This window comes from Pedobacter sp. ok626, from assembly GCF_900100435.1.
GTDB lineage: Bacteria > Bacteroidota > Bacteroidia > Sphingobacteriales > Sphingobacteriaceae > Pedobacter.
The window spans coordinates 53,194-76,778 of record NZ_FNEX01000020.1 but is presented as its reverse complement, the minus strand read 5'-3'; the positions used below and the strand labels follow the sequence as shown (position 1 = coordinate 76,778).

The window sequence follows — 23,585 nt, the reverse complement described above, 5'->3', positions numbered from 1 at the left end:
TGCGCTTATGGTAATCTTCTTTTCATGCTTTCAAATTAAAGGTTAATACTCTGTTAGTTTAGGTTATTACTTAGAGACGTAGATTTTTCTTCCTTTTACAGTAAAATGGCTGGCACCCGTCGCCTCCACAATGTTGAGCACTTTAGATATATTATCAAATCTTGACACACCGCCACTGAACCGCTCTGTGGTTTTCTCACCCACATAAATCACTTCAACATTATACCAGCGTTCCACCATCTTCATCAAGTCTTCAATGCGCTCACTTTCAAACATAAACTCATTGTTTTTCCAGGCCACAACCAGGTCTGTATCGGTTTCAATAACAGTCAGTTTTCCGTTTCTGAGTTTACCCTGCTGACCAGGTTTCAAAATCCTGGAAATACCCGCAGTACGTAGTCTGATACTTCCTTCCAGAAGTGTCGTTTTTTCTACCTCATCATCGGCATAACTGCTGATGTTAAAATGTGTACCGAGTACTTCGACTTCTTGTTTATCCGTTTTTACAATAAAAGGATGCTGCCTGTCTTTAGCGACTTCAAAATACCCTTCACCCTTCAAGCTAACCACACGTTTTCCATTTTCAATTAAAGAGGTTTTGTAAGTCAGGCTCGAAGCCGCATTTAAATGGATCAATGTACCATCAGGTAAGTGGATTTCATAGATTTCACCATTGGCGGTAGCAATAGTGTTGACCGCATTTTCAGCAGAAACCGATTTTTCAACTGAATAAACCAGCTGGCCATCGGCGGTTTTAGAAATAGAGATACCGGCTTCCTTCGCCAGTTCGCCCTTTGACACGTCAGCCAACCTGATCTTCCTGCCATTAGCCAGTGTCAGTGTAGCACCAAATTTCCCTGGTCCAACATCATTTCGTTGCTCATTTTTAACCATGGGTTTATCTGCAGGGGGCGTTGCAGTGTAGAAAAAGTAAACACCCGAAAGAATAAGCGCAATTGCTGCAGCTAACCCGGCAACATACAGATATAATGATTTATTCTTTTTCGGCTCCTGAATATCCAGAGATAAACGGGACCATATCGCATCCTTCGCTGAAATCACATCAAAATCGACGGGTTTGCTGGCCTCTTTTTTCGTAATGAAATTATACCATTCGTCGACAACCAGTCTTTCCTCCTGACTCGCGGTTCCATCCTGATATTTAGCGATTAAATTTTTGATGTCTTCATGCTCCATTTTACAAGTTTTTTTTTCCAGGATATATTGGTAAGACACTTTGCTAACCTGGAATGACTAGCCATCATCAAAAAATATTTAAAAAAATAATAAAAATTGAACCAGGAGCTAATAATCTACGCTGGAAAACAAAGTAATTGAGGAGGATCAGGGCTTTAACAATAATAAGATCAACAATGACGGTAGATCTAGCCGGTCCCGCAGGATATCTTTCGCCCTTTTAATCTGATTTTTGACAGTCAGCTCAGATTTATTGAGTTCGAGCGCGATTTCAGCGTTGCTCAAATGTCGCTTCCGGCTCATTTCGAAAACTTTTCTCATTTCTTCAGGAAGATTTTGAATTTCCTGCTCAATCAGCGCCTGCAATTCTTTTAAATGTACCAATTCATCCGTGGAAGTTGCTCCCTCCTGGTAAAACCGCTTTAGATCAGCGAGGTAGTTGGCCGCTACACGCTCATGACGGATGTCATTCAGGATCGCATTCTTTACGGTTCTATACAAATAAGAATTTAAACTGGTTGTTAGCTGAAGGTCAGCTGCTTTCTTCCATAACGTGGCAAACACATCATGCACAGTATCTTGCGCTAAATCATCGTCGTGCAGCAAACGCCTTGCATGGATGTATAATACAGACCAGTAGCGTTCATAGATTTCTGTAAAAGCGCTATCGTCTCTATCCTTTAATAAGGTTACCAATTGCTGATCTGTATAGCTGCCGTAGTCTTTCATAATTCCGAGCGCCATAAAAATACATATTTAATCGGTAAGGATCGAAGATAACGACTCGGTTAATGAAATATACTAGTCGGTTAGTTTATAGATATGGTTACCTCTTCCAATATTTCGAATGCCGTCTCAGCCATTCGATTGCCTTTGTTGTCCAGCAATGGATTAACTTCTACCACTTCAAAGCATAACACCTTTTGAGAGACAATGATCCTTTTTACAATAGCCACAATTTCATGCTGGTCAAATCCTTTTGAAACGGGGGTTCCGGTTCCATGAGAGATCAGATCGCAATCCATACTGTCTACATCAAAAGAAACATAGATCAAATCACAATCTGATAGTTTTTCCAGCGCTTCCTGCACACAGATTTCTAATCCTCTGAAACGTACTTCTTCTACCTTATAGTTTTTAATCCCTAAATTCTGGATTTGAAGATCTTCAGCTTCTTCCGTGTCTCGAACTCCAAAATAGATTAAATGTTCTGGTTTTAGTTTGTATGCAGTGGTTCCGATTGTTTTTAATTTATCCCAGAAAGCTAAAGTCTCTCCCTCAACCTGATTAACCTGGCAACTTAAATTATCGTTAGCCAAGGCAGCGGCAAGCGGCATTCCATGTATGTTTCCCGAAGGAGAAGTATAAGGCGAGTGCAAATCCGCATGTGCATCTATCCAGATTACACCAAGGGTTTTATCAGGATATGCAGTTTTGATGCCACTAATAGTACCCAAAGCAGAGGAATGATCGCCTGAAAGCACCAAAGGGAAGTAGTTATCCAGTAAAGTATTTTCAACCGTTTTGGCTACACGGGAGCATTGCTGTAATACATGCTCAATTCTTTTGGCAAAAGAATTCCGGTCTTTGTTATAGATCGTTTCATTATGTGTTTCTACATCTACAAAAGGGAAATTGTTAAAGTATTCACTCCCCTTGTTGATGGCCGCAATTTCAATGGCATCTATGCCCATATCAGATCCCCGGGTTCCTGCCCCAATATCGGATCTGTTTTTTATGAGCCTGATCGGTCTCTTCATAAATTTCTAAGCAAACTCCAGTAAAGATTTTTCGATGATGGCCAGACTTTCGGTAATTTGTGCTGCTGTAATAACCAACGGAGGAGCGAAGCGGATTTTATTGCCATGGGTAGGTTTGGCCAGTAAACCATTCTCTTTAAATTTCATGCAGATGTCCCAGGCCATGTCAGATTCTTCGCTACTATTGATTACGATTGCGTTAAGTAGCCCCTTTCCTCTCACCAATTGAATTAAATCTGTTTTTTCAGCAATGGCTTCAAGGCCAGACCGGAATTGTTCACCAAGCTTCTGGGCATTTTCAGCTAAGTTTTCATCAATCACGACCTGCAAAGCCTCCTTCGCCACGGCACAAGCCAATGGATTTCCGCCATAGGTTGACCCATGCTCGCCAGGTTTGATGGTCAGCATAATCTCGTCATTGGCCAAAACTGCCGAAACAGGCAACACACCTCCTGAGATGGCTTTCCCCAGTATTAAAATATCAGGTTGATCGCTTTTTTCCTCAGTATTGACATCATATGAAGCCAACATACTTCCGGTACGCGCAATTCCCGTTTGGATTTCATCCGCAATGAAGAGTACGTTGTGGGCCTGACAAAGTGCTTTAATGCGTTTTAGATAATCGCTATCGGGCACAACAACACCAGCTTCTCCCTGTATCGGTTCGACAATAAAGCCTGCAATATTATGATCAGTTTTCAATAAGGTTTCAAAAGCATCTACATCATTATACGGAACATGTGTTATTCCAGATACGAAAGGTCCAAAATCTTTTCTTGCACTTTCATCGTTAGAAGCTGAGATCACTGAAATGGTCCTGCCATGGAAATTCCCATCGGCAAAAACAATTTTAGCCTGATTTGCTGGAATTCCTTTGATTTGGTATGCCCATTTCCGACAAAGCTTCATGGCTGTTTCCACAGCCTCAACGCCTGAATTCATGATCAGGGCCTTATCATAACCAAATAAGTTACAGACAAACTCTTCAAAGTCACCTAATTTATCGCTATAAAAAGCTCTTGAAGTCAACGTGAGTTGCTCTGCCTGGTTTTTGAGGGCATCAATAATTCGAGGGTGACAGTGTCCTTGATTTACAGCTGAATAAGCCGAAAGAAAATCGAAATATTTCATTTCCTCTACATCCCATACATACACGCCTTTTCCACGGGTTAATACAACTGGTAACGGATGATAATTGTGCGCGCCATACTTATCTTCCTTAGCGATTAACATTTCACTAGCGCTTTTTTCTATTAAATTCTCCATTGTCGAATACTTGTCAGCCGAAGCGAAGTTAGCAAAATTTCATATTACTAGGCTTAAAAAAGTTTTATTTAACTTATTTGCTACACTTATAAAGTGAATTTAACTTAAAATGTTCGATATTTGGATTTGTATTAAACTGCAAAAAACATGAATGGTATTGACGATTTTGATATTCAAATTTTAAAAGAACTTGAAAAGGACGGCCGAATGGCGTATTCAGCTATTGCGACTGCCCTGGGTGTATCCAATACAATGATACATCAAAGGATATCGAGGTTAACTGAACAAGGCATTTTAACAGGTATCAAACCCGTGTTAGACGAAAAAAAGATTGGTTATGACTGGGGCGCATTTACCGGAATAACACTGGAAAAAGATCAGGATTCAAATCGCATTATAGCAGAACTAAAGAAAATCCCTGAGGTTACCGAGTGTTATTATATTACCGGTAATTATACGCTATATATTAAGATTGTGGCTAAAAATCATGAGCACATGAGAAAGGTGCTTTATGAAAAAATTGATAATATACCTGGTATTGCCAAAACAGATTCTATTATCGAGCTGGGCTGCGCCTTTAAAAGAAATCTCATTTTATAGAATCTGTTACTGTATAGCGATTTTTAAAAACTGTTCAGCTTTGCGCTTAACAGCTTAGTCATCTCGTTAAAATAACGTTTACGGCCATAGCCCATTACCCAACGTATACCACTAATGGCATTGGTGATGAATACCTCTTCGGCAGCTTTTAATATTTCTGGATTAATCTGTGCCTCAATCACAGGGATCTCGTGTGCTTTGGCCATGCTCATTACTACATTACGCATTACGCCAGCCACACAGCCCTCAGATAATGCAGGGGTGTAGATCTTTTTATCGTAAACAACAAAAATATTAGAACTAATACTTTCGCATAAAAAACCATGTTGGTTTAAAATAAAGGCATCATCAAGGCGCTGCTGTTTCTTATAAAGTCCGGCCATTACATACAGCAAAGAATTGCTTGTTTTATAGTTAGAAAGACTATTTACAGGCTTAGTCAATTCATCAAAAACATCAATGATCAGCCCTTTTTTATTCAACTCGTAGTTACCTTCTTCAAGTGCAGAAGCTTCTAAAACATAACCCGACTTATTAACATTAGGTGTGTATAACCCGTCTCCGGCACGGTAAACCGATAGCCTGAAACGGACATTATCTTTTAATTTATTCTTTTTGCAAAGTTCGGATGTTTTCTGCTTCAAAAAATATTCATCAAGCAAAGCGCTACCATCCATTTTCAGGGCCATCATCCCTGCACGTAACCGATCCGCATGTAGCTCGGCAAATTTTAGCTTGCCATTGCACATGCGCATCGTCTCAAAGAGCCCATCGCCGTATTTAAATCCACGGTTACCGGCCGTAAATATTGGGTGATTGATGGCTACAAACTCATCATTATGTAAAATATATTCTTGCATCTATCTGCGCCAGCGTATTAGGAAGGTTGTACAATGTAATTTCTCCATTTATTCAATGCCGAGTCGAAATCGGAAGGCAAAGGTGCTTCAAATTCCATATATTTTTTAGTCCTCGGATGAATAAATCCTAAAGTTTGTGCATGAAGTGCCTGACGCGGTAAAATATTAAAGCAGTTTTGTACAAATTGCTTGTATTTGGTAAAAGTTGTTCCTTTTAAAATTTTATCTCCACCGTAATTGGCATCGTTAAATAAAGGGTGACCAATGTGCTGCATATGCGCTCTGATTTGATGTGTACGGCCAGTTTCTAGCTGGCAACTAATTAAGGTTACATAACCTAAACGCTCTAACACCTTATAATGTGTTACCGACCACTTACCTTTTTCTTCATCATCGTATACATCCATTACAATTCGGTTTTTTAAGCTTCTGCCTATATAACCCGTAACGGTACCGTCTTGTTCTATATCACCCCAAGCCAAAGCCACATATTTTCGGGTAATGGTATGGTCAAAAAACTGTTTAGCCAGCTTCGTCATCGTCATCTCATTCTTGCTAATCAGCAACAAACCAGATGTATCCTTGTCTATACGGTGTACCAAACCAGGTCTCCCCTCGTTACCTGGTAACTGTGGCAATTGTTCAAAATGAAAAGCCAAAGCATTAACCAGGGTTCCTGTATAATTGTTAAAACCAGGGTGCACAACCATCCCAGCAACTTTATTTACGACCAATAGGTCCTCATCCTCATACACAATATCCAATGGAATATCCTCAGGATAAACTTCAGTATCACGAGGTGGATGCGGAAATACAATGGAAATCTCGTCTAGCGGTTTTACCTTATAGCTAGGTTTAACTGTTTTCTGATTAACCAGTACGTTGCCGGCATCAATTGCATTTTGGATACGGTTACGCGACGCATTTTCCATGCGTTGCATCAAAAACTTATCTACGCGCAACAAAGACTGCCCCTTATCTACAACAATGTTAAAATGTTCGTATAAATCTTGCTCTTCTAATTCCGGCCCTGAGTTGCTGTTTTCCATTTAGTTTTTAATTCTTATTTATCCATAATGGAATTTGCAGCAGCTTTTAACATCGCAGATTCCAAGCTGCAAAACTAATCTTTAAGTATTACATATTTAAAAAGAAATTGGTCTGCTTTTTGTTAAGTTACTGCACATACCTAATATTATAACTTATGAGACAGTTACAAACCACTCGATATACCATGTATCCGGAGCATAACCAACTCGTAATTAATGAGAAACACAAACCTACTACTATGAAAAATTTTACTCAAAATGTTAAAATCATCTTAAATTTCTTCCCCTACTTACTTAAAAAGATTTATTTCAAACCATAATAGCTAAGTAAAGGCGGCTATATTTGTAGCAATGTTTATAAATATACCAAGCCCTCTTCAACAATTAAAAGATTTCGCGGGACATCAGGTACTGGTAAAAAGGGACGATTTAATCGATCCTTATGTATCTGGCAATAAGTGGCGTAAGCTAAAATATATTTTGGCTGCAGCTGATGCGCAACAAAAAAATCATTTGGTAACTTTTGGTGGTGCCTACTCCAATCATTTGGTTGCAACCGCTGCCGCTTGTTCAAAAGCCGGTTTAAAAAGCACAGCCTTTGTGCGTGGCGATGCGGTGTCCTGTATTCACAACGAAATGTTGATGTTGTGTAGGTTATTTGGTATGGAGCTGATTTTTACAGACAGACTAAGCTACAAAAACAAAAAATTATTATTTGAAACGCAATTTACTGAGGATCAAAATGCCTTTTTTGTCGATGAAGGCGGTGCTAGTCCGGAAGCTGTTAAAGGCTGCGCCGAGATTATCGCCGAATTACCGGAAGATATTGATCATTTATTTTGTGCAGCAGGAACGGGTACTACTGCCGCTGGCCTATTAACCGGCATCCATCAAAGGGGATTAAAAACAAAATTACACGTTATACCTGTTTTAAAAGGTGGCGATTTTATTGCCGATGAAATTTCAAAATATACCGGTGGCACAGCCCAACTGATATTGCATACCGACTATCACTTTGGCGGCTACGCCAAAACCTCCCCCGATTTAATCGATTTTATAAAGAATTTTACCGCAGCTGAAGGCATACTGATAGACCCCGTTTATACTGCAAAAATGTTTTACGCTATTGAGCATTTACATGCCAGTGGCTATTTTAAGCCTAGCGACAAGATCGTAGCTTTGCATACCGGCGGATTACTTGGCTTACTGGGAATGAAAGATAAATTTGAGCAGATATAAATGAAAAAAAATATAGCGCTGATTGTACACGCCTGTGATAGATATGAATTGCTATTTAAAGCTTTCGATTATTTCTTTGCGAAAAATTGGGATTTTGAAATCCCCGTAAATTACTACTTTGCTACAGAAGAGAAATCTGTCGACTTCAAGAATTTCAAAAATATTAAATCAGGAAAAGGAGAATGGAGTAACCGTTTGTCCAACCTGCTTGATCAGATTGAAGAAGAATATGTCATTTATTTCCAGGAGGACATGTGGCTAAACAAGCCTGTAGATAAAGACGTATTTACGGAGCTATTTAAGCTCGTATTGGCCAACAAATGGAACCTGGTAAAGCTCAACTCATCTGATGTGTTTAAGACAACCAGCACCGACATATTTATCAAGGGTTTTAATGTTTCTAAACTAAATAACCAGGAGAGTAACTTTTTAATGTCGCACCAGGTATCCCTGTGGAACAAAGCTTTCCTGAAGCAACAACTTAAACCCAATGAGCATCCATGGCGGAATGAAAGAAAGGGAACAAAAAGGCTAAGAAAACTGGATCCTGAGATTTTCCATATTGATTATTTTGCAGAGAATGGCAGTTTGCCAATCAATAAAAATGCAGCCGATATAGTGATAAGCGAATATCAGAGTATTTCTTTTAATGCAACGCTTAATCACAACGCAGCCCCTTTTTTAGAAGCGCTTAAATCAGACCCGAGTTTGGCTGCATATACAGAAAAACTGATCTATAACTACACAAATCAGATCACGCACGACGGGAAACCGAAGCCGCTTAAAAAAGACTTATTTAAAAGGCTAAAAGACTGGATAAAAAGCAAATAATAATTAAAACTTAATCAGTAATATTCCGTATATTATATAAAATATTGCATACGCTTGTATGGAATACAATAGGGATATAAATATTTTATCGGCATGCTAAAAAATAATGATTTGGCAAATCAGCACCTCAGTGAGAAACTAAGGCTCAGCGAAGATAGGTTTTCGCGTGCATTTGAAAATGCGGCAATCGGTATGGCCATTGTAAGCCTAAAAGGCAAATGGCTCCGTATCAACAATAGTATCTCTAAAATCCTTGGATATACCTCGTCAGAATTACTGAAACTCACTTTTCAAGACATTACGCATCCGGATGACCTAGATAAGGACTTAGACTTGCTGCATGACATGCTGGACGGAAAAATTGAATCCTACCAAATGGAAAAAAGATATTTCCATAAAAATGGCCACTTGGTTTGGGTGATTCTTGCGGTATCCATCATCAAAAACAGCAATGGCAAACCTTTGCACTTCATTTCGCAGCTTACTGACATCAGTAAGGTTAAAGAGGCTGAGTACGAAATGAAATCTGTTTTAGATGTAACCAACGACCAAAATAGACGACTACTTAATTTTGCTCATATCGTTTCTCATAACCTCCGCTCCCACTCCGGAAACCTCACGATGTTGCTGAACTTTATTGAAACCGAGACTGATGAGAATTCGAGGAAAGAATTGTTTAACATGTTCCGTCATGCAGCTTCTAACCTTCAGGAAACAATAGGACATCTAAATGAAGTGGTAGCAGTTAATACCACCATTACCCAGACGCTAACTAAAGTTAACCTTAAGAAGGCCATCAATGGAGCTATTGGTAATATTGAAGCCTTACTAAAAGCGGAAGATGTAATCTGTATCAACGATGTAGAACGGGATATTAATATAGGGGTAGTCCCTGCCTATCTGGATAGCATACTACTTAATTTCTTAACCAATTCAATCAAATATCATGCTGCCGGAAGGACGCCAGTCATTAAACTTTTTGCCGAAATTGAGGATAATTTAGTGGCGCTGAGTATCCAGGATAATGGGATGGGGATAGACTTAAGGCTTAACCGGGATAAAATATTTGGTATGTATAAAACCTTCCACAACAATAAAGATGCTAGAGGAATAGGTTTATTCATCACTAAAAATCAGATAGAAGCGATGGGTGGAAAAGTAAGTGTAGAAAGTGAAGTTGATAAAGGAACTACTTTCAAAATCTACTTTAAGCAGGGCTAATAAGCTCATGAGTTGTTTCATGATCGCTAAATCAAGAGGGCTTCCATTTCTGGGGTATATTCTGCCCTGCGGGCAGCGCTATTACAAGCGGCACGGTGCTGCAACATCTTTTGTGCAGCCTCTTTGTTTTTATCCTCACCTTTCCAAATCTCCAAAGCAGGTTGCTGAATGGCCCTTGAAAAAGAAAATGTTAAAGACCATGGCATCAATGTACCAAACCTAAGCTGCATCATATTTAAACGTTCTGAAGCCAGTTGATAGGCTTGTCCACCAGACAGAAATGCAATACCCCCGACCGCAGCAGGAATCAATTTAAGAAAAGCAGAAACGGTCTCGGAGGAGATTTCCTCTGTATCACTTTGATCGGGGCAGTTTAATCCTGGCAAAATCATGTTCGGTTTTAAGATCATCCCTTCCAGCGAAACCCTTTGTTCGTATAACTCATTAAATACGGCATGCAATACATCTTGTGTAACTGCGGCACATTGTTGAAGCGTATGATCTCCATCCATGAGCACTTCAGGCTCTACAACAGGTACAATTCCGGCTTCCTGACAAAGTGCAGCATACCTTGCTAAAGTAAAAGCATTGGCTTTTATACAGGTTTTTGTGGGGTTCCCTTTATCAATGGTAATGACTGCACGAAACTTGGCAAAACGCAAACCTAATTTATAATAGCCGGCTAAACGCTCCCCCATTCCATCTAAGCCTTCCGTAATTTTTTCGCCAGGAAATGCAGGTAAATTTACTGTGCCCTGATCTACTTTTATTCCGGCAATAATTCCTTTACGCTCTAATATCTCCAAAAATGAAATACCGCTTTCTGTTTTTTGATAAATGGTTTCATCAAAAAGAATGGCTCCACTAATACTTTCCTCCAGACAAGGCGTAGTCACAATCAGTTCACGATACTTTCGCCTAAACTCTTCAGTTTGGGGAATCCCCAACGCCTTAAATCTATTGTTGCAGGTGCCCAGACTTTCATCCATTGCCAACAATCCTTTATCGTCGGCCATCAGCCTTTGAGCGATGTTTTTAAGTTCTAATGCGTACATAATGATGTGTATAAATTAAACGGAAGATTTAATCTCCTCCAATATTGTTTTAGTGCTTAAAAAATCCTTGTGATGAACACTTCTGATTCCTAATTTTTGCGCTGCATGGGCCAGCATAATCCGGTCATCAAAATACATGCATTCTTCTGTAGACACCTGGGCAATTCCCATCGCCAGTTTAAATATCCCCGGATCTGGTTTGCGCATGCCTACTTCGCAGGATGAAATAAAAGCATCAAAACAATCATGTAAACCAAACTTCTTGATCCGGTAATCATTGAGCTCTTTACCTTCATTATTGATAGAAATGATTCTAAAGCCACAGCTGCGCTTCCAGTCTTTTAGCCACTGCAACAAACCTGGTAGTTCTTCAGATTGCGCAAACATAAAGGTCTTGAAGTCTTCTTTTGTAAAATCTCTTGGGTGATTAAATACGACGATATCCAGATACTCATCCAGCGTAATTTTACCAATCTCATAAATATTGAAAATAAAACTATGCAAGACTTCCATTTCCGAATGGTCGAGATTGAATAACCTGGCGGCCTCTTGTCGGGACAAGTGCCCCCAACCATTGTTTAGCAGTACGCCACCAACATCAAAAAAAACAACTTTTATTGTCTCCATATTAAGTCCATTACTCTTTTTACTACATTTTCTGTGCTGAAACCATATTCCTTCATCACTTCATCACCCGGGGCAGATTCACCAAATTTATTAATACCAATTACATCCCCCTCATCGGTTACATACTTATGCCATCCCAATGCAGAGCCTGCTTCTACTGCCAATCGCTTTCTTAAAGCTTTTGGAAAGATCTTTTCCTTATAAGCTGCATCTTGTTTTTCGAACAATTCCCAGGAAGGTACACTCACCACCCTTGCAGCAACATTTTTATCTTTTAATTGTTCCTGTGCAGATAATAACAACTGAACCTCTGAGCCCGTACCCATCAATATAATTTGTGGTTCTTTCTCAGATTCTGAAAGGATATAAGCGCCCTTTTCGAGTTCGGTTGCCTTAGTATATTTTTCCTGATCAATCACAGGTAATTCCTGCCTGGTTAAAATCAAAGCGACCGGACCCTCCGTATGCTCTAGTGCCACGCGCCATGCGTTAGCGGTTTCATTTGCGTCTGCCGGACGGATCACTGTTAAATTGGGCACGGACCTTAAACCGATGAGTTGTTCTACAGGTTGGTGGGTAGTGCCATCTTCACCCAAACCGATACTATCGTGGGTATAGATAAATATAGGCCGAATTTTCATAATCGCTGCCAACCGGATAGGCGGTCTCATATAATCTGAAAAGATAAGAAATGTAGCTCCGTAAGGAATAATGCATTTACTGAGCGCCAGCCCGTTTAATATGGCCCCCATGGCATGTTCTCTAATTCCGAAATGAAAAATACGACCACCAGGATTTGTTGAAGAAAATGATTCGTACGCTTTTAAATCTGTATCTGTTGAGGGAGAAAGATCGGCCGAACCGCCCATTAAATGGGGCAAGTCATCAGCAATTGCATTCAGTACTTTTCCTGATGCTTTTCGAGTGGCTATTTTTTCTTCACCAGCTTTAAAAACAGGTAATTTCTCTTTCCATCCTTCAGGCAGTTTTCCGCTGCTTATTAATTCGTATTCATTGGCCAGATCTGGATATTTTTCTTTGTAGCGCTTATACAATTCATTCCAGTCTTCTTCCTTTCTAATCCCTTTCTGCCCCGCCTCACGATAATAATGCAAAACATCAGTAGGTACTTCAAAATGTTTGTCGGGATCAAATCCAAAGTGCTCTTTGACTAATCGCACCTCATCTTCGCCCAATGGCGCACCATGAGCAGCCGCTGTATCTACTTTGTTTGGGCTGCCAAAACCAATATGAGTCCTCACTTTAATCAATGAAGGTCGTTTGGTTTCCATTTGAGCATTTTTAATGGCGGCAAATAATGCGGCGAGATCGTTTCCATCTGCCAGGACCTGCACGTGCCATCCATAGGCTTCAAAACGTTTTGCGACATCTTCATCAAAAGCCAGGTCTGTATTTCCTTCGATCGTAATATGGTTATCATCGTATAGATAAATGAGATTGCCCAACTGGAGGTGGCCTGCGATAGAAGCTGCTTCAGAAGTAACTCCCTCCATCATGTCCCCATCACTACAGATGGCATAAATTTTATAATCAAACAGGTCAAAATCCGGCTTATTGTAACGGTTGGCCATTTTCTTTTGGGCGATGGCAAAACCCACCCCATTGGCAAAACCCTGCCCCAAGGGACCTGTAGTTACTTCTATACCTGCCAACAAACCATACTCAGGATGCCCGGCAGTTTTGCTATGCAATTGCCTGAAATGCTTAATATCATCCAGGGAAATATCGTAACCTGTTAGGTATAAAAAGCTGTATTGTAACATGCAGGCATGGCCGGCAGACAGTATAAAACGGTCGCGATTTGCCCATTCAGGATTTTTCGGATTATAGGTCATACTTTCGGCCCACAAAACATGGCCTATGGGTGCAAGCCCCATTGGTGTTCCCGGATGACCTGAATTTGCTTTTTGAACGGCATCAATGGACAATACACGAACGGTATTGATGCCCTGTTGTTGGATAGAATCAGTCTTCATTTGATAGTTTTTCACGTTCTCTAGTAGTATCTTTCTTCATATTTATGGGGAGCACGCCCGCCATTTCGCCAATAACATTTACCAGTTCGGTTCCTGTAGGGATAACAATTTTGGCGTTAGCGCGCAGGGAGTTCTCTACAGTCTCCAGTTTTCTCAGCAATTGTGCATTGCCAACAAAGTATTGGTTGGCAGCTTCATTTACCAGCTTAATTGCTTCGGCATCACCTTCGGCATGTAATATTTTGGCTCGTTTCGAACCCTCTGCTTCTTTTATCTTTGCCCGTTTTACACCATCTGCAGCAGTCTCTGTTGCTGTAGCATAATCGATGGCAGCAATCTTTTCGTTCTCTGCTTTTACCACCTTATTCATGGTCTCCTGCACATCTCTAGGTGGGTCTATTTCTTTTAATTCTGTACGCACAATGACAATTCCCCAGCTGGCAGTTTCATTTCGCAGGGTGTTGTGCAATTCGGCGTTGATCTTTCCTCTTTCGCTATTTGCCGATCTTAAGGTGAGTGTTCCTATAATGTTACGCAGTGTAGTGCGTGCAAGATTTACGATCTGCAATTTGTAGTTGTTTACATTGTATTGAGAACTTTTTACATTCTCCTCAGTCTCTATAACCCTGAAGTAAACCTGGGCATCAACACTTGCATTAAGGTTATCATTCGTAATAATTTCCTGAGGCTGCGCATCTACCATCTGTTCGGTGGTATTGATGACATACATTTTATCAATAAAAGGAATTATCCAATGGAATCCGGGTTGTGCGAACTTGATATATTTCCCCAGTCGCTCGATTAGTCCCCGATGTGTGGGCCGGACTATTTTGACCCCCATGAAGAATAATATGACGATTGCGGCAATGATGATGATAACTTGTGTTCCCATTTCCTTTTATGTTTAATTTTACTTAGTCGGACCAGGCATGAAATTGCATAAGACATTCTCCATTTAGCTGATTATTAATAGGGAACTTGCTACATAAACATAGGAAATCGGGGAATTGTTTTATATTGACAGGATTAAACTATTAAGCCAGATATTATTCTAAATGGCTTTAAACCCAGGTCCCATGAGAAGAAAAATCTTATTTTTTGCTACAATGCTGTTGTTTGCTGTTCATGTTAAAGCACAATATGTGAGTTTAAATGATAATGAGGTTCAGAAATTAAAAAAGCTGATCAGCGATGATACCAATGCGAAGAAATTATACACTAAATATCAAACTATTGCCGATGCTGCCGTAAAGGAAAACCCGCAGCCAATTGACACGATACGCACTGAGGGTTTATTAAAAGGCAACCCCAAAAAAAAAGCTACCGCTAATGCTTTGCGCGATATGAGTAAAATGTATGCATTGGCCATTTGCTACCGTGTAGAAGGTAAAAAGAGTTACTTAGAAAGCCTTGCTTCATATTTAACTGCCTGGGCAACAGCCAACACCTCGCGTGGCAACCCTATTGATGACACCAATCTGGAAGATGGGATTATAGCTTATGACCTGGTGAAAACAAATTTACTACCAAAGGATAATGAGTTAATAGTTAAATGGCTAAGCCAAACGGCTAATGCGGGGATAACGTTTTATGGCAAGTCATCAAAAAAAATGACATCTTATAACAACTGGCGGTCGCATCAACTAAAAATTGTTGGCTTGATCGCTTACGCCATTGATAATGCCGAATATAAGAAATACATAGCGGAGCATTTAACAGACCAGATAGAGAAAAACCTTTATGCTGATGGATCGGGTGTTGATTTTAAACACAGGGATGCACTGCACTACCATGTTTATACCTTAGAGCCACTGCTTAGGCTAGCTATTGTTTTAAAGCGTGCCACCGGAGTTGACACTTATAGCGCTCAATCAACAAGTGGAGCATCTATCAAAAAATCTGTGGAATGGCTGATCCCTTATGCTACCGGTGAAAAAACACACGGTGAGTATGTAAACTCTACAGTTAAATTTGATCAGGCCCGTGCCAAAAATGGGGAAAGTTCCTTTCAAGCTGGTAATTTATGGCAGCCTAAGTCGGGACTTGAAGTATTGGCCTTATCCGCTTACTTTGATCCGCAATATAACAGCATCATTAAAACAGTTGCAGGTACCACGAATAGCTATAGCGATTGGCAATTGGTGTTGAATAAAGTGATGATGTAATAAAGGTTTTGCACAAATTCTTCAAAAAAATCACCAACATCGGGTAGACCAAAATCGATTCCATTTCAAAAACATACTTTAAACAGTTTAAAGTATGTTTTTGCATAAAAGCCTGAAATAGTGCCCGTATTTGTTAATTTGGGGCTTTTCGTTACATTTGGAATATACCAAAAACAAAAACTATGTATCAACTAACTGTAGCTCCAGACAAGGTAAATGAAACCCTGAGCAAACACATTTTAGCAGATGGGTTTGATTTAACTTTCGACATGGAACAAAGTCAGGGCACGTATATTTACGATTCCAAAAACAAGCGTACCCTCCTTGACTTTTTCACTTGTTTTGCTTCAGTTCCACTAGGGTATAATCACCCAAAGATGATCAACGATGAAGGCTTCAAAAAGAGCCTTTTGCAAGCTGCTTTAGCCAATCCATCTAACTCTGATGTTTATACACAGCAGTATGCACAATTTGTTGATACTTTTGCTAAACATGGTATACCTGATTATTTACCACACGCCTTTTTTATTGCTGGTGGAGGATTGGCGGTAGAAAATGCGATAAAAGTAGCAATGGACTGGAAAGTTCAGAAAAACTTTGCCAAAGGCTATAAAGAAGAAAGAGGCTTTAAAGTACTGCATTTCGAAAAAGCATTTCATGGTCGCACAGGTTACACTTTAAGTTTAACCAATACACTTCCTGATAAAACCAAGTGGTTTGCTAAGTTCGACTGGCCAAGGGTTTCTGTACCTGTAGTTAAGTTTCCATTACAGGATGAGAATTTAAGAGTAGCTATCGAGACTGAAGCCATTTCTATCGCTCAAATTAAACAAGCTTTTGCGGATAACAAAGATGATATCTGTGCAATTATAGTTGAACCTATACAATCCGAAGGCGGTGACAACCACTTGCGTGAAGAGTTTTTAATTCAACTTAAAGCCCTTGCGGATGAGCATGATGCTTTTCTGATATATGATGAGGTGCAAACTGGTGTAGGCCTAACCGGAAAGTTCTGGTGCCATCAACATTTTAGTGAGCAGGCCCGTCCGGATATTGTAGCTTTTGGTAAAAAAATGCAGGTATGCGGTATTTTGGTAGGCAACAAAGTAGATCAGGTTGAAAACAATGTATTTAAAGTTCCTTCCCGTATCAATTCTACATGGGGCGGCAACCTGGTAGACATGGTCAGATCTTCTCAGATTCTGGATATCGTTGCCGAAGACAACCTATGCGAAAATGCAAGAATAGTTGGCGATTATTTAAAAGCAGGTCTGGAAGCACTCGCCGCCAAATACGATAAAATAAGTAACGTTCGCGGAAGGGGCTTGCTTTGCGCCTTTGATTTTTCAGATAAAGCTAGCCGCGATGCCTTTGTACAAAAAGGGCTGCAACACAATGTGATGTTCCTCGGGTGTGGCAGTCAAACCATTCGTTTCAGACCAGCATTATGCATCGAGAAAAAGCATATTGATGAAGGCTTAGCAGTTATGGACCTTATATTACCAACGCTATAATGGGTAATACAAAATTTAACACTTTACTATCTATTCTGGTCATTGCATTAATCGTATGGATGGTAAAAGGCACATTTATGCAACCTGGAATTAATGATTTGAAAGGTGGATTTAAAGAGGTTGCCCGTTACCGCAATGAGAACAATACCGGCCCCATCCAACATGTATTTTCGGTTACCGTTAAAGATACTGCTGTGGCCGAGCTGGAGAATTATGGCAACTTTATGCCGCATCATAAAGGCGGGAACACCAAAGTATATTTCTTTTTAGAGGGGACTGAAGTGCCTGATAAGCTTTATGCAGGGAAAATAAACTTTGATCCTCAGTATAATCCATACTGTATTGCCCTTTACGAAAAAACTGCGATGGGCAATACCAGTATAGAAAAAGGTCCTTTTAAGTGATAATTTAAACGAAAGCAGAAAAGCCTGTAATGGCCCGTCCTACAATCAATGTATTGATCTCTTTGGTGCCTTCATAAGAATAGATGGCTTCGGCATCGGCCACAAAGCGGGCCACATCATATTCCAATAGAATACCATTACCCCCCATAACTTCTCGTGCCCGGCTAACGACATCCCGGGTACGCATGGAGCAGAATACTTTTGCTAAAGAAGCATGTGCATCGGTCAGTAAATCTTGATCCTGCAATTGCGAAAGTCTGAAACAAAGCGTTTGCATGGCTGTAAGATTAGAAAGCATTTCGACAAGATGGTTTTGAATCAATTGGTAGGAAGCTATGGGTTTACCAAATTGCTTTCTGGTTCTGGTATAGCTTAAGGCACTTTCGTAGGCGCCTCTTGCGCAACCTACCGCTTGCCAGGCCACTCCTGCCCTGGTCATCTTTAACACTTTGGCCGTATCTTTAAATGAATTGGCGTTTTGCAAACGATCTTCTTCGTCGACCTCACAATTGGTTAGCGTGATCAAACCATTCTGCACAATACGCAAAGCCATTTTATCTTGCATCTTCTCAACAGCAAACCCCTTATTCCCTTTTCGAACCAGGAAACCTTTAACCTGTTGGTCATCAAGATCCCGGGCCCAGATGATGGTGACATCAGAAAAAGTAGAATTACCTATCCATTTTTTCTGACCATTTAAGATCCACTTATTTCCTGTTCTCTTGGCCGTAGTTGTTAAACCTCCAGCTACCCCAGAGCCGACTTCTGGCTCGGTTAAGCCGAAAGCGCCAATAGTCCTCATCTGCTGCATATCGGGCAACCATTCTTGCTTTTGTGCATCGGAACCCAGCAGATAAACAGAGCCCATGGCTAAGCCACTCTGAACACCAAAAAAAGTAGACATAGAAGTGTCGATTCTAGCCATTTCCATCGCCAGCATCCCTTCCATTAAATTGGATTTGCCCATGCAACCATAGCCCTGATAGGTAAGACCGCAGATATTTAATTCAGCAATTTTAGGAATCAACTCAAAAGGAAACTCTGCCTTAAGCCAGTATTTATTGACAATAGGCTTCACTTCCTTTTCCAGAAAGGCCCGAACTTTTAGCTGCAATGCTCTGTCTTCATCATTTAAAGCTTCATCACCAAGATGATAAAAATCCCCTTCAATTGGAGGTAATTCACGCTCTTTATGTGGTGTTCCAATCATCTTCATCAAGCCCTGTAATTGGGTCTCATCCAGATTGGAAACTGAATCTACAATTTTTGTAAGGTCTACCTTTTTGGAGAGCGCTTCTAGTTTCTGAAAATCTACACTTTTAAAAAGGGTATAAGCATTTTTTAAGGACGAAAAGATATTGGCCATAGTAAACTGTTTAAAATAGAACAGTTTAAATCGGTTTTTGTTGGCCAAAAACCGACATTAGCAAACAACTACCTCAAGTTAAACAGGTTATCTACCCCCAATAATTTGCGGGAAGTAAACCCTTCACCATAGGTAGCACCAACGGTTTTACCAAATTCTCTGGCACGACCAATCACACTTTCAAAAAACTCCGGCGAGGAAATATAAGTATCAGGCTCATCCAGTTCAGGATTGAAAAACTGAGTCTTAAATGCTTTAATCGCGGCTATTTTAGTTTCAAAATAAGGGGTAATGTCGATGATTACATCAGGCTTGATATAGCGATCCTGAATATATTGCAATACCAATCTTGGTCGCCATGCCTCTTGCTCAACACCATCAATTTGAGTACTTACTTTAGACAGGCCCGACAAAAAGCAGGCATCATTGGCCAGATCTCCTGCCTTGCCATGATCAGGATGTCTGTCATGTAATGCATTAGTTAACACTAGCTCTGGTTGATATTTGCGAATCATTTTAACCACCTCTAATTGATGTGCTTCGTTATTTTCAAAAAAGCCATCTCTAAATCTCAGGTTTGCACGCGCATGTAAGCCCATGATTACTGCCGAATCAGCAGCCTCCTGATCACGCATTTCTGCCGATCCGCGAGTTCCTAACTCACCTCTTGTGAAATCAATTATTCCAACTTTCTTTCCTAACGCGATATGCTTTACAATAGTTCCAGAGCATCCCAGCTCTGCATCGTCCGGGTGGACGGCAAGTACCAATATATCTAACTTCATACAATCTTTAAGAATTAATTAACCGTTGTATTTTCTTCTTTACTTTGGAAGAAATCGGCTTTGTAAATGGGAAAAAGTAATCGACAACTTCTCCATTTTTATTAATGAGGTATTTATGAAAATTCCACCTTGGTGTGGATGTTTGTGTCAGGAATTTAAATAAAGGATGGGCATATTCGCCACGCACCATGATTTTTTCAAATACAGGAAACTGAACGCCAAAGTTCACTTCACAAAAAGTAGTTATGGCAGCGCCCTCCAAAGGCTCCTGTCTGCCAAAATCATTTGATGGAAAACCTAGAATTTCAAAATGTTCTGTTTCAATTTCATCTCTTAACTGCTGCAGTTCCTTTAATTGGGGTGCAAAACCACACCCGGATGCAATGTTAACAACAAGTAATACTTTGTTTTTATAGTCGGAAAGCTTCTTTTCAGTTCCATTAATGAGCTTCACCTTAAATTGATGCACGCTTTTAGATTGGTCAGACATAGTTTTATTGATAAAACCCTGAAGAAATGATAATAGACTCAATGTCTCTATCCTCTTGCGGGCTGTATGTACTTTTCAGGTTATGGCCTACTACTCTCGCTACAGATTGGTAGACAAACGCAGTAACACCACCTTTTGTTTCCTTTATAATATCGTAAGTGGTTCTGCCCACCTCACGGTCTATTAATTTAGTTAAGATTTGTCCTTGAGTAATGGTCAGTTCTTTGATCTCTCGATTAAACATTTCCTTAATCTCTTTATCGCATTGTTTAACGAGTTTCTTTTGTTCTTTTTTGTCGCCAGTTACCGCAAGATCCCGCTCCAGTTGCTCATATCTTCTTTTAGCAAATAAGGCATAAGGCATCACTTTCATCACATTGTAACGTAAGCGGTTAAAAGCTGCCTGATCTGCGGCAGATTTGAAGATCCTGGTACCATAGATAATTACCTCATTTAACGGGATCCAAGGGATCATTTCGCCATCTACATTGGTTGAAGCTACCCTTATGGTATCATTTTTTCCCATTACCGGCATTTTGACAGGCAGGGGGCTTACCTGCGCTTTAACAGAAGCGCCTGTAATCATGACAATTAAAGGAATAAACAACCTATAAAAATTCATAAATTTATAACTCCTTCAAAGTTAGGCCTAATTTTATATTTTTGTTCCATTACTAATCTAATATACCCATTTAACCATAAATTGATATATTTTTTACGTAAATAATACAAAGATCCAAGCCTGATTGCAATGATCTTGCAACTATAAATACTTGTCTTATGGATTATTTTATACATTCATAAATGTCAGCATATGACAAACATTTATTTGGTAGAATTATTGTATATTAAAGGAATAACGAAAATATGATGAAACCATTATGTATAATGGCTTTATCGCATTAAAAAGAGAAAGAGGAGACCAATGAAAAACGCATTAGTGATAGATTTAGAAGCGGAAAAACAAGAGATACTGAAAAGATACCGTGCCCTTTTGCGTGCCTGTAAACCAACCATGCAACGTGGTGATAAAAAGGAGATTAGAAAGGCTTTTGACATGGCACTGGAAAGCCATAAAAACATGCGACGCAAATCAGGAGAACCTTATATCTACCATCCAATTGCTGTAGCACAAATTGCTGCAGAAGAAATTGGACTGGGAACCACATCAATCGTTTGTGCCCTGTTGCATGATGTGGTAGAGGACACTGACATTACTTTAGAGGATATTGAACGCGAGTTTGGTAAGAAAACCGCCAAAATTATTGATGGACTGACCAAAATATCTGGTGTTTTTGACTACAACAGCTCCTTACAGGCAGAGAATTTCAGAAAAATGCTGCTTACCCTTGCTGATGATGTTAGGGTAATTCTAATCAAACTCGCGGATCGCTTGCATAACATGCGTACCATGGATTTTATGCCAAGGCAAAAACAACTTAAGATTGCTTCGGAAACCATTTACCTGTATGCTCCCCTGGCCCATCGTTTGGGTCTATATACCATTAAATCTGAACTGGAAGATCTCTCGATGAAATATCTGGAGCCAGATACCTATAAATACATTGCCACCCAACTTAATGAGAAAAAAGCGGAAAGAACGCTATTTATCAAAAGGTTTGTGGAACCAATAAATGAAATTCTGGCCGAACAGGGACTAACGGCTGATATTTATGGTCGCCCGAAATCCATTCATTCGATATGGAATAAGATGAAAAGCAAAAACATTCCTTTCGAGGAGGTGTATGATCTTTTTGCGATCAGAATTATATTGGACAGTCCACCTGAGAATGAAAAAGCCGACTGTTGGAAAGCCTATTCAATTGTAACCGATCTTTATCGCCCTAACCCCGATCGTTTGCGCGACTGGGTATCCTCGCCAAAAGGAAACGGCTATGAGTCGCTACACACGACCGTAATGGGCCCTAAAGGACAATGGGTTGAAGTACAGATTCGTACACAACGCATGAATGAAATTGCTGAAAAAGGTTTTGCTGCACACTGGAAATATAAAGAGTCAAGTAACGACAATGGTCTGGATCAATGGATCATGAAAGTGAGGGAAATGCTAAACAACCCAGAAGCCAATGCATTAGACTTTCTGGATGATTTTAAAATGAACCTCTTCTCGGATGAGATCTTCATTTTCACGCCTAAGGGTGCATTACTCCAACTGCCTCTTGGTGCAACGGCTTTAGATTTTGCTTTTGAGATTCACACGGATGTAGGTGCAAAATGTATTGGTGCAAAAGTGAACCATAAGCTGGTTCCTTTATCGTACAAACTACAAAATGGCGACCAGGTAGAGATCATTACTTCCAGCAAGCAGTCGCCTAAGGAAGATTGGCTAAACATTGTGGTGACGGCCAAAGCGAAGTCTAAAATCAAATCTTCCCTAAAAGAAGAAAAGCGGAAAGTTGCCGAGATCGGTAAGGAAACACTGGAGCGTAAAATGAAGTCGCTCAAGATTACCTACAATACCGACAATTTAAATAAGCTGAGCTACTTCTTTAAATTGCCTTCGACTCAGGAGCTCTTCATTGCGGTTGCAAAAGGGAAGATCGAGTTAAAAGACTTGAAAGATTACCTGGCCAGCGAAAAAGAAATAGAAAACCGCGGTGCCGAAAAAAGCGACAATCAGCAAATTGACGCCTTATTGAACAAGGTAAAAGGTCCGGAATCAGACATTTTATTAATTGGTGAGGATCTTCAAAAAATCGATTACACCTTAGCCGCCTGTTGTAACCCTATTCCGGGCGACGATGTTTTTGGCTTTGTAACAGTTAATGAAGGCATAAAAATACACCGGACCAATTGTCCGAACGCTGCACAGTTGATGGCCAATTATGGTTACCGTGTAGTGAAAGCCAAGTGGAACAGACAAAAAGAGCTGACCTTCTTAACCGGATTGCATATTATCGGTATTGACGATGTTGGTTTAATCAACAACATTACTAAAGTTATATCAAACGATTTTAAGGTAAATATGCGTTCTATAACTGTAGATACGGATAATGGTATTTTTGACGGTTCGATAATGATCTTTGTAAATGACAAAGAACATCTGGATAACCTGATTAAAAATCTGTTAGAAGTAAAAGGTGTAACGGGCGTTACCCGTTTTGATGCCTAAAAATAACAATAAATGGTACCGTTTAT

Annotated in this window: 22 protein-coding genes; 8 read left to right on the top strand and 14 right to left on the bottom strand. The window is 40.0% G+C overall.

Features of this window, described 5'->3' with window-relative positions; translation table 11 throughout:
- Positions 1 to 66: 66 nt before the first annotated feature.
- From BLS35_RS23425 to rocD, 4 genes are all read right to left on the bottom strand, one after another.
- A complete protein-coding gene (locus tag BLS35_RS23425; RefSeq protein ID WP_132226055.1) occupies positions 67 to 1,197 on the bottom strand; it encodes a FecR family protein in 1,131 nt (376 codons plus the stop codon).
- 147 nt (positions 1,198 to 1,344) lie between these two features.
- A complete protein-coding gene (locus BLS35_RS23420; protein ID WP_090785923.1) occupies positions 1,345 to 1,941 on the bottom strand; it encodes an RNA polymerase sigma factor in 597 nt (198 codons plus the stop codon).
- 65 nt (positions 1,942 to 2,006) lie between these two features.
- Complete coding sequence (locus tag BLS35_RS23415) at positions 2,007 to 2,957, bottom strand: arginase (protein ID WP_090785921.1); 951 nt, start codon at positions 2,955 to 2,957, stop codon at positions 2,007 to 2,009.
- Positions 2,958 to 2,963: 6 nt separating this feature from the next.
- Entirely contained in the window at positions 2,964 to 4,223 is a 1,260-nt protein-coding gene (gene rocD / locus BLS35_RS23410) for an ornithine--oxo-acid transaminase (protein WP_090785920.1), read from the bottom strand.
- Between the two features lie 147 nt (positions 4,224 to 4,370).
- Between rocD and BLS35_RS23405 the strand changes: the two genes are divergently transcribed.
- Entirely contained in the window at positions 4,371 to 4,823 is a 453-nt protein-coding gene (locus BLS35_RS23405; protein WP_090785918.1) for an Lrp/AsnC family transcriptional regulator, read from the top strand.
- A 23-nt stretch (positions 4,824 to 4,846) separates the two neighbouring features.
- Here BLS35_RS23405 and BLS35_RS23400 read toward each other — a convergent pair whose 3' ends face one another.
- Positions 4,847 to 5,683 carry an aminotransferase class IV gene (locus BLS35_RS23400; protein WP_090785916.1) on the bottom strand — a complete coding sequence of 279 codons (837 nt, stop codon included), beginning with the start codon at positions 5,681 to 5,683 and terminating at the stop codon, positions 4,847 to 4,849.
- A gap of 17 nt (positions 5,684 to 5,700) precedes the next feature.
- On the bottom strand, positions 5,701 to 6,732 hold the full coding sequence (locus BLS35_RS23395; protein ID WP_090785914.1) for an RluA family pseudouridine synthase: 1,032 nt from the start codon (positions 6,730 to 6,732) through the stop codon (positions 5,701 to 5,703).
- A 351-nt stretch (positions 6,733 to 7,083) separates the two neighbouring features.
- Between BLS35_RS23395 and BLS35_RS23390 the strand changes: the two genes are divergently transcribed.
- From BLS35_RS23390 to BLS35_RS23380, 3 genes are all read left to right on the top strand, one after another.
- Positions 7,084 to 7,971 (top strand): 1-aminocyclopropane-1-carboxylate deaminase/D-cysteine desulfhydrase, encoded by an 888-nt coding sequence (locus BLS35_RS23390; protein ID WP_090785912.1) that lies wholly within the window; start codon positions 7,084 to 7,086, stop codon positions 7,969 to 7,971.
- The gene (locus BLS35_RS23385; protein WP_090785910.1) at positions 7,972 to 8,802 is read left to right on the top strand and encodes a hypothetical protein; all 831 of its coding nucleotides are present in this window, start codon (positions 7,972 to 7,974) and stop codon (positions 8,800 to 8,802) included.
- Between the two features lie 93 nt (positions 8,803 to 8,895).
- A complete protein-coding gene (locus BLS35_RS23380) occupies positions 8,896 to 10,023 on the top strand; it encodes a sensor histidine kinase (RefSeq protein ID WP_090785908.1) in 1,128 nt (375 codons plus the stop codon).
- Positions 10,024 to 10,049: 26 nt separating this feature from the next.
- Here BLS35_RS23380 and BLS35_RS23375 read toward each other — a convergent pair whose 3' ends face one another.
- Genes BLS35_RS23375 through BLS35_RS23360 form a run of 4 tightly spaced genes read right to left on the bottom strand, consistent with a single transcriptional unit; the run spans position 10,050 to position 14,594 of the window.
- Positions 10,050 to 11,078 (bottom strand): class I fructose-bisphosphate aldolase, encoded by a 1,029-nt coding sequence (locus BLS35_RS23375; RefSeq protein WP_090785906.1) that lies wholly within the window; start codon positions 11,076 to 11,078, stop codon positions 10,050 to 10,052.
- 15 nt (positions 11,079 to 11,093) lie between these two features.
- A complete protein-coding gene (locus BLS35_RS23370; RefSeq protein WP_090785904.1) occupies positions 11,094 to 11,705 on the bottom strand; it encodes an HAD family hydrolase in 612 nt (203 codons plus the stop codon).
- Entirely contained in the window at positions 11,693 to 13,702 is a 2,010-nt protein-coding gene (tkt, locus tag BLS35_RS23365; RefSeq protein ID WP_090785902.1) for a transketolase, read from the bottom strand. Before tkt ends, BLS35_RS23370 begins: the two co-directional genes overlap by 13 nt.
- Entirely contained in the window at positions 13,692 to 14,594 is a 903-nt protein-coding gene (locus BLS35_RS23360; RefSeq protein ID WP_165973387.1) for an SPFH domain-containing protein, read from the bottom strand. The genes tkt and BLS35_RS23360 overlap by 11 nt, the downstream gene beginning before the upstream one ends.
- Positions 14,595 to 14,778: 184 nt before the next feature.
- On the opposite strand from BLS35_RS23360, the gene BLS35_RS23355 reads away from it, so the two are divergent.
- The 3 genes from BLS35_RS23355 to BLS35_RS23345 all read left to right on the top strand — a co-directional run bounded on the left by BLS35_RS23355 (position 14,779) and on the right by BLS35_RS23345 (position 17,785).
- The gene (locus BLS35_RS23355) at positions 14,779 to 15,867 is read left to right on the top strand and encodes an alginate lyase family protein (protein ID WP_165973388.1); all 1,089 of its coding nucleotides are present in this window, start codon (positions 14,779 to 14,781) and stop codon (positions 15,865 to 15,867) included.
- Between the two features lie 182 nt (positions 15,868 to 16,049).
- On the top strand, positions 16,050 to 17,381 hold the full coding sequence (gene lat / locus BLS35_RS23350; protein ID WP_090785897.1) for an L-lysine 6-transaminase: 1,332 nt from the start codon (positions 16,050 to 16,052) through the stop codon (positions 17,379 to 17,381).
- Positions 17,381 to 17,785, top strand: coding sequence for a hypothetical protein (locus BLS35_RS23345; RefSeq protein ID WP_090785895.1), 405 nt, complete (start codon positions 17,381 to 17,383; stop codon positions 17,783 to 17,785). The genes lat and BLS35_RS23345 overlap by 1 nt, the downstream gene beginning before the upstream one ends.
- A gap of 4 nt (positions 17,786 to 17,789) precedes the next feature.
- Here BLS35_RS23345 and BLS35_RS23340 read toward each other — a convergent pair whose 3' ends face one another.
- The 4 genes from BLS35_RS23340 to BLS35_RS23325 all read right to left on the bottom strand — a co-directional run bounded on the left by BLS35_RS23340 (position 17,790) and on the right by BLS35_RS23325 (position 21,048).
- Complete coding sequence (locus tag BLS35_RS23340) at positions 17,790 to 19,151, bottom strand: acyl-CoA dehydrogenase family protein (protein ID WP_090786019.1); 1,362 nt, start codon at positions 19,149 to 19,151, stop codon at positions 17,790 to 17,792.
- Between the two features lie 68 nt (positions 19,152 to 19,219).
- Positions 19,220 to 19,936 (bottom strand): bacillithiol biosynthesis deacetylase BshB1, encoded by a 717-nt coding sequence (bshB1, locus tag BLS35_RS23335; protein WP_090785894.1) that lies wholly within the window; start codon positions 19,934 to 19,936, stop codon positions 19,220 to 19,222.
- A gap of 7 nt (positions 19,937 to 19,943) precedes the next feature.
- Positions 19,944 to 20,426 (bottom strand): glutathione peroxidase, encoded by a 483-nt coding sequence (locus BLS35_RS23330; RefSeq protein WP_090785892.1) that lies wholly within the window; start codon positions 20,424 to 20,426, stop codon positions 19,944 to 19,946.
- 4 nt (positions 20,427 to 20,430) lie between these two features.
- Positions 20,431 to 21,048, bottom strand: a complete 618-nt coding sequence (locus BLS35_RS23325) for a DUF4294 domain-containing protein (protein ID WP_090785889.1) — start codon at positions 21,046 to 21,048, stop codon at positions 20,431 to 20,433.
- 303 nt (positions 21,049 to 21,351) lie between these two features.
- Between BLS35_RS23325 and BLS35_RS23315 the strand changes: the two genes are divergently transcribed.
- Positions 21,352 to 23,559: a RelA/SpoT family protein gene (locus BLS35_RS23315; protein WP_090785886.1), complete on the top strand. Its 2,208-nt coding sequence runs from the start codon at positions 21,352 to 21,354 to the stop codon at positions 23,557 to 23,559.
- Positions 23,560 to 23,585 lie beyond the last annotated feature (26 nt).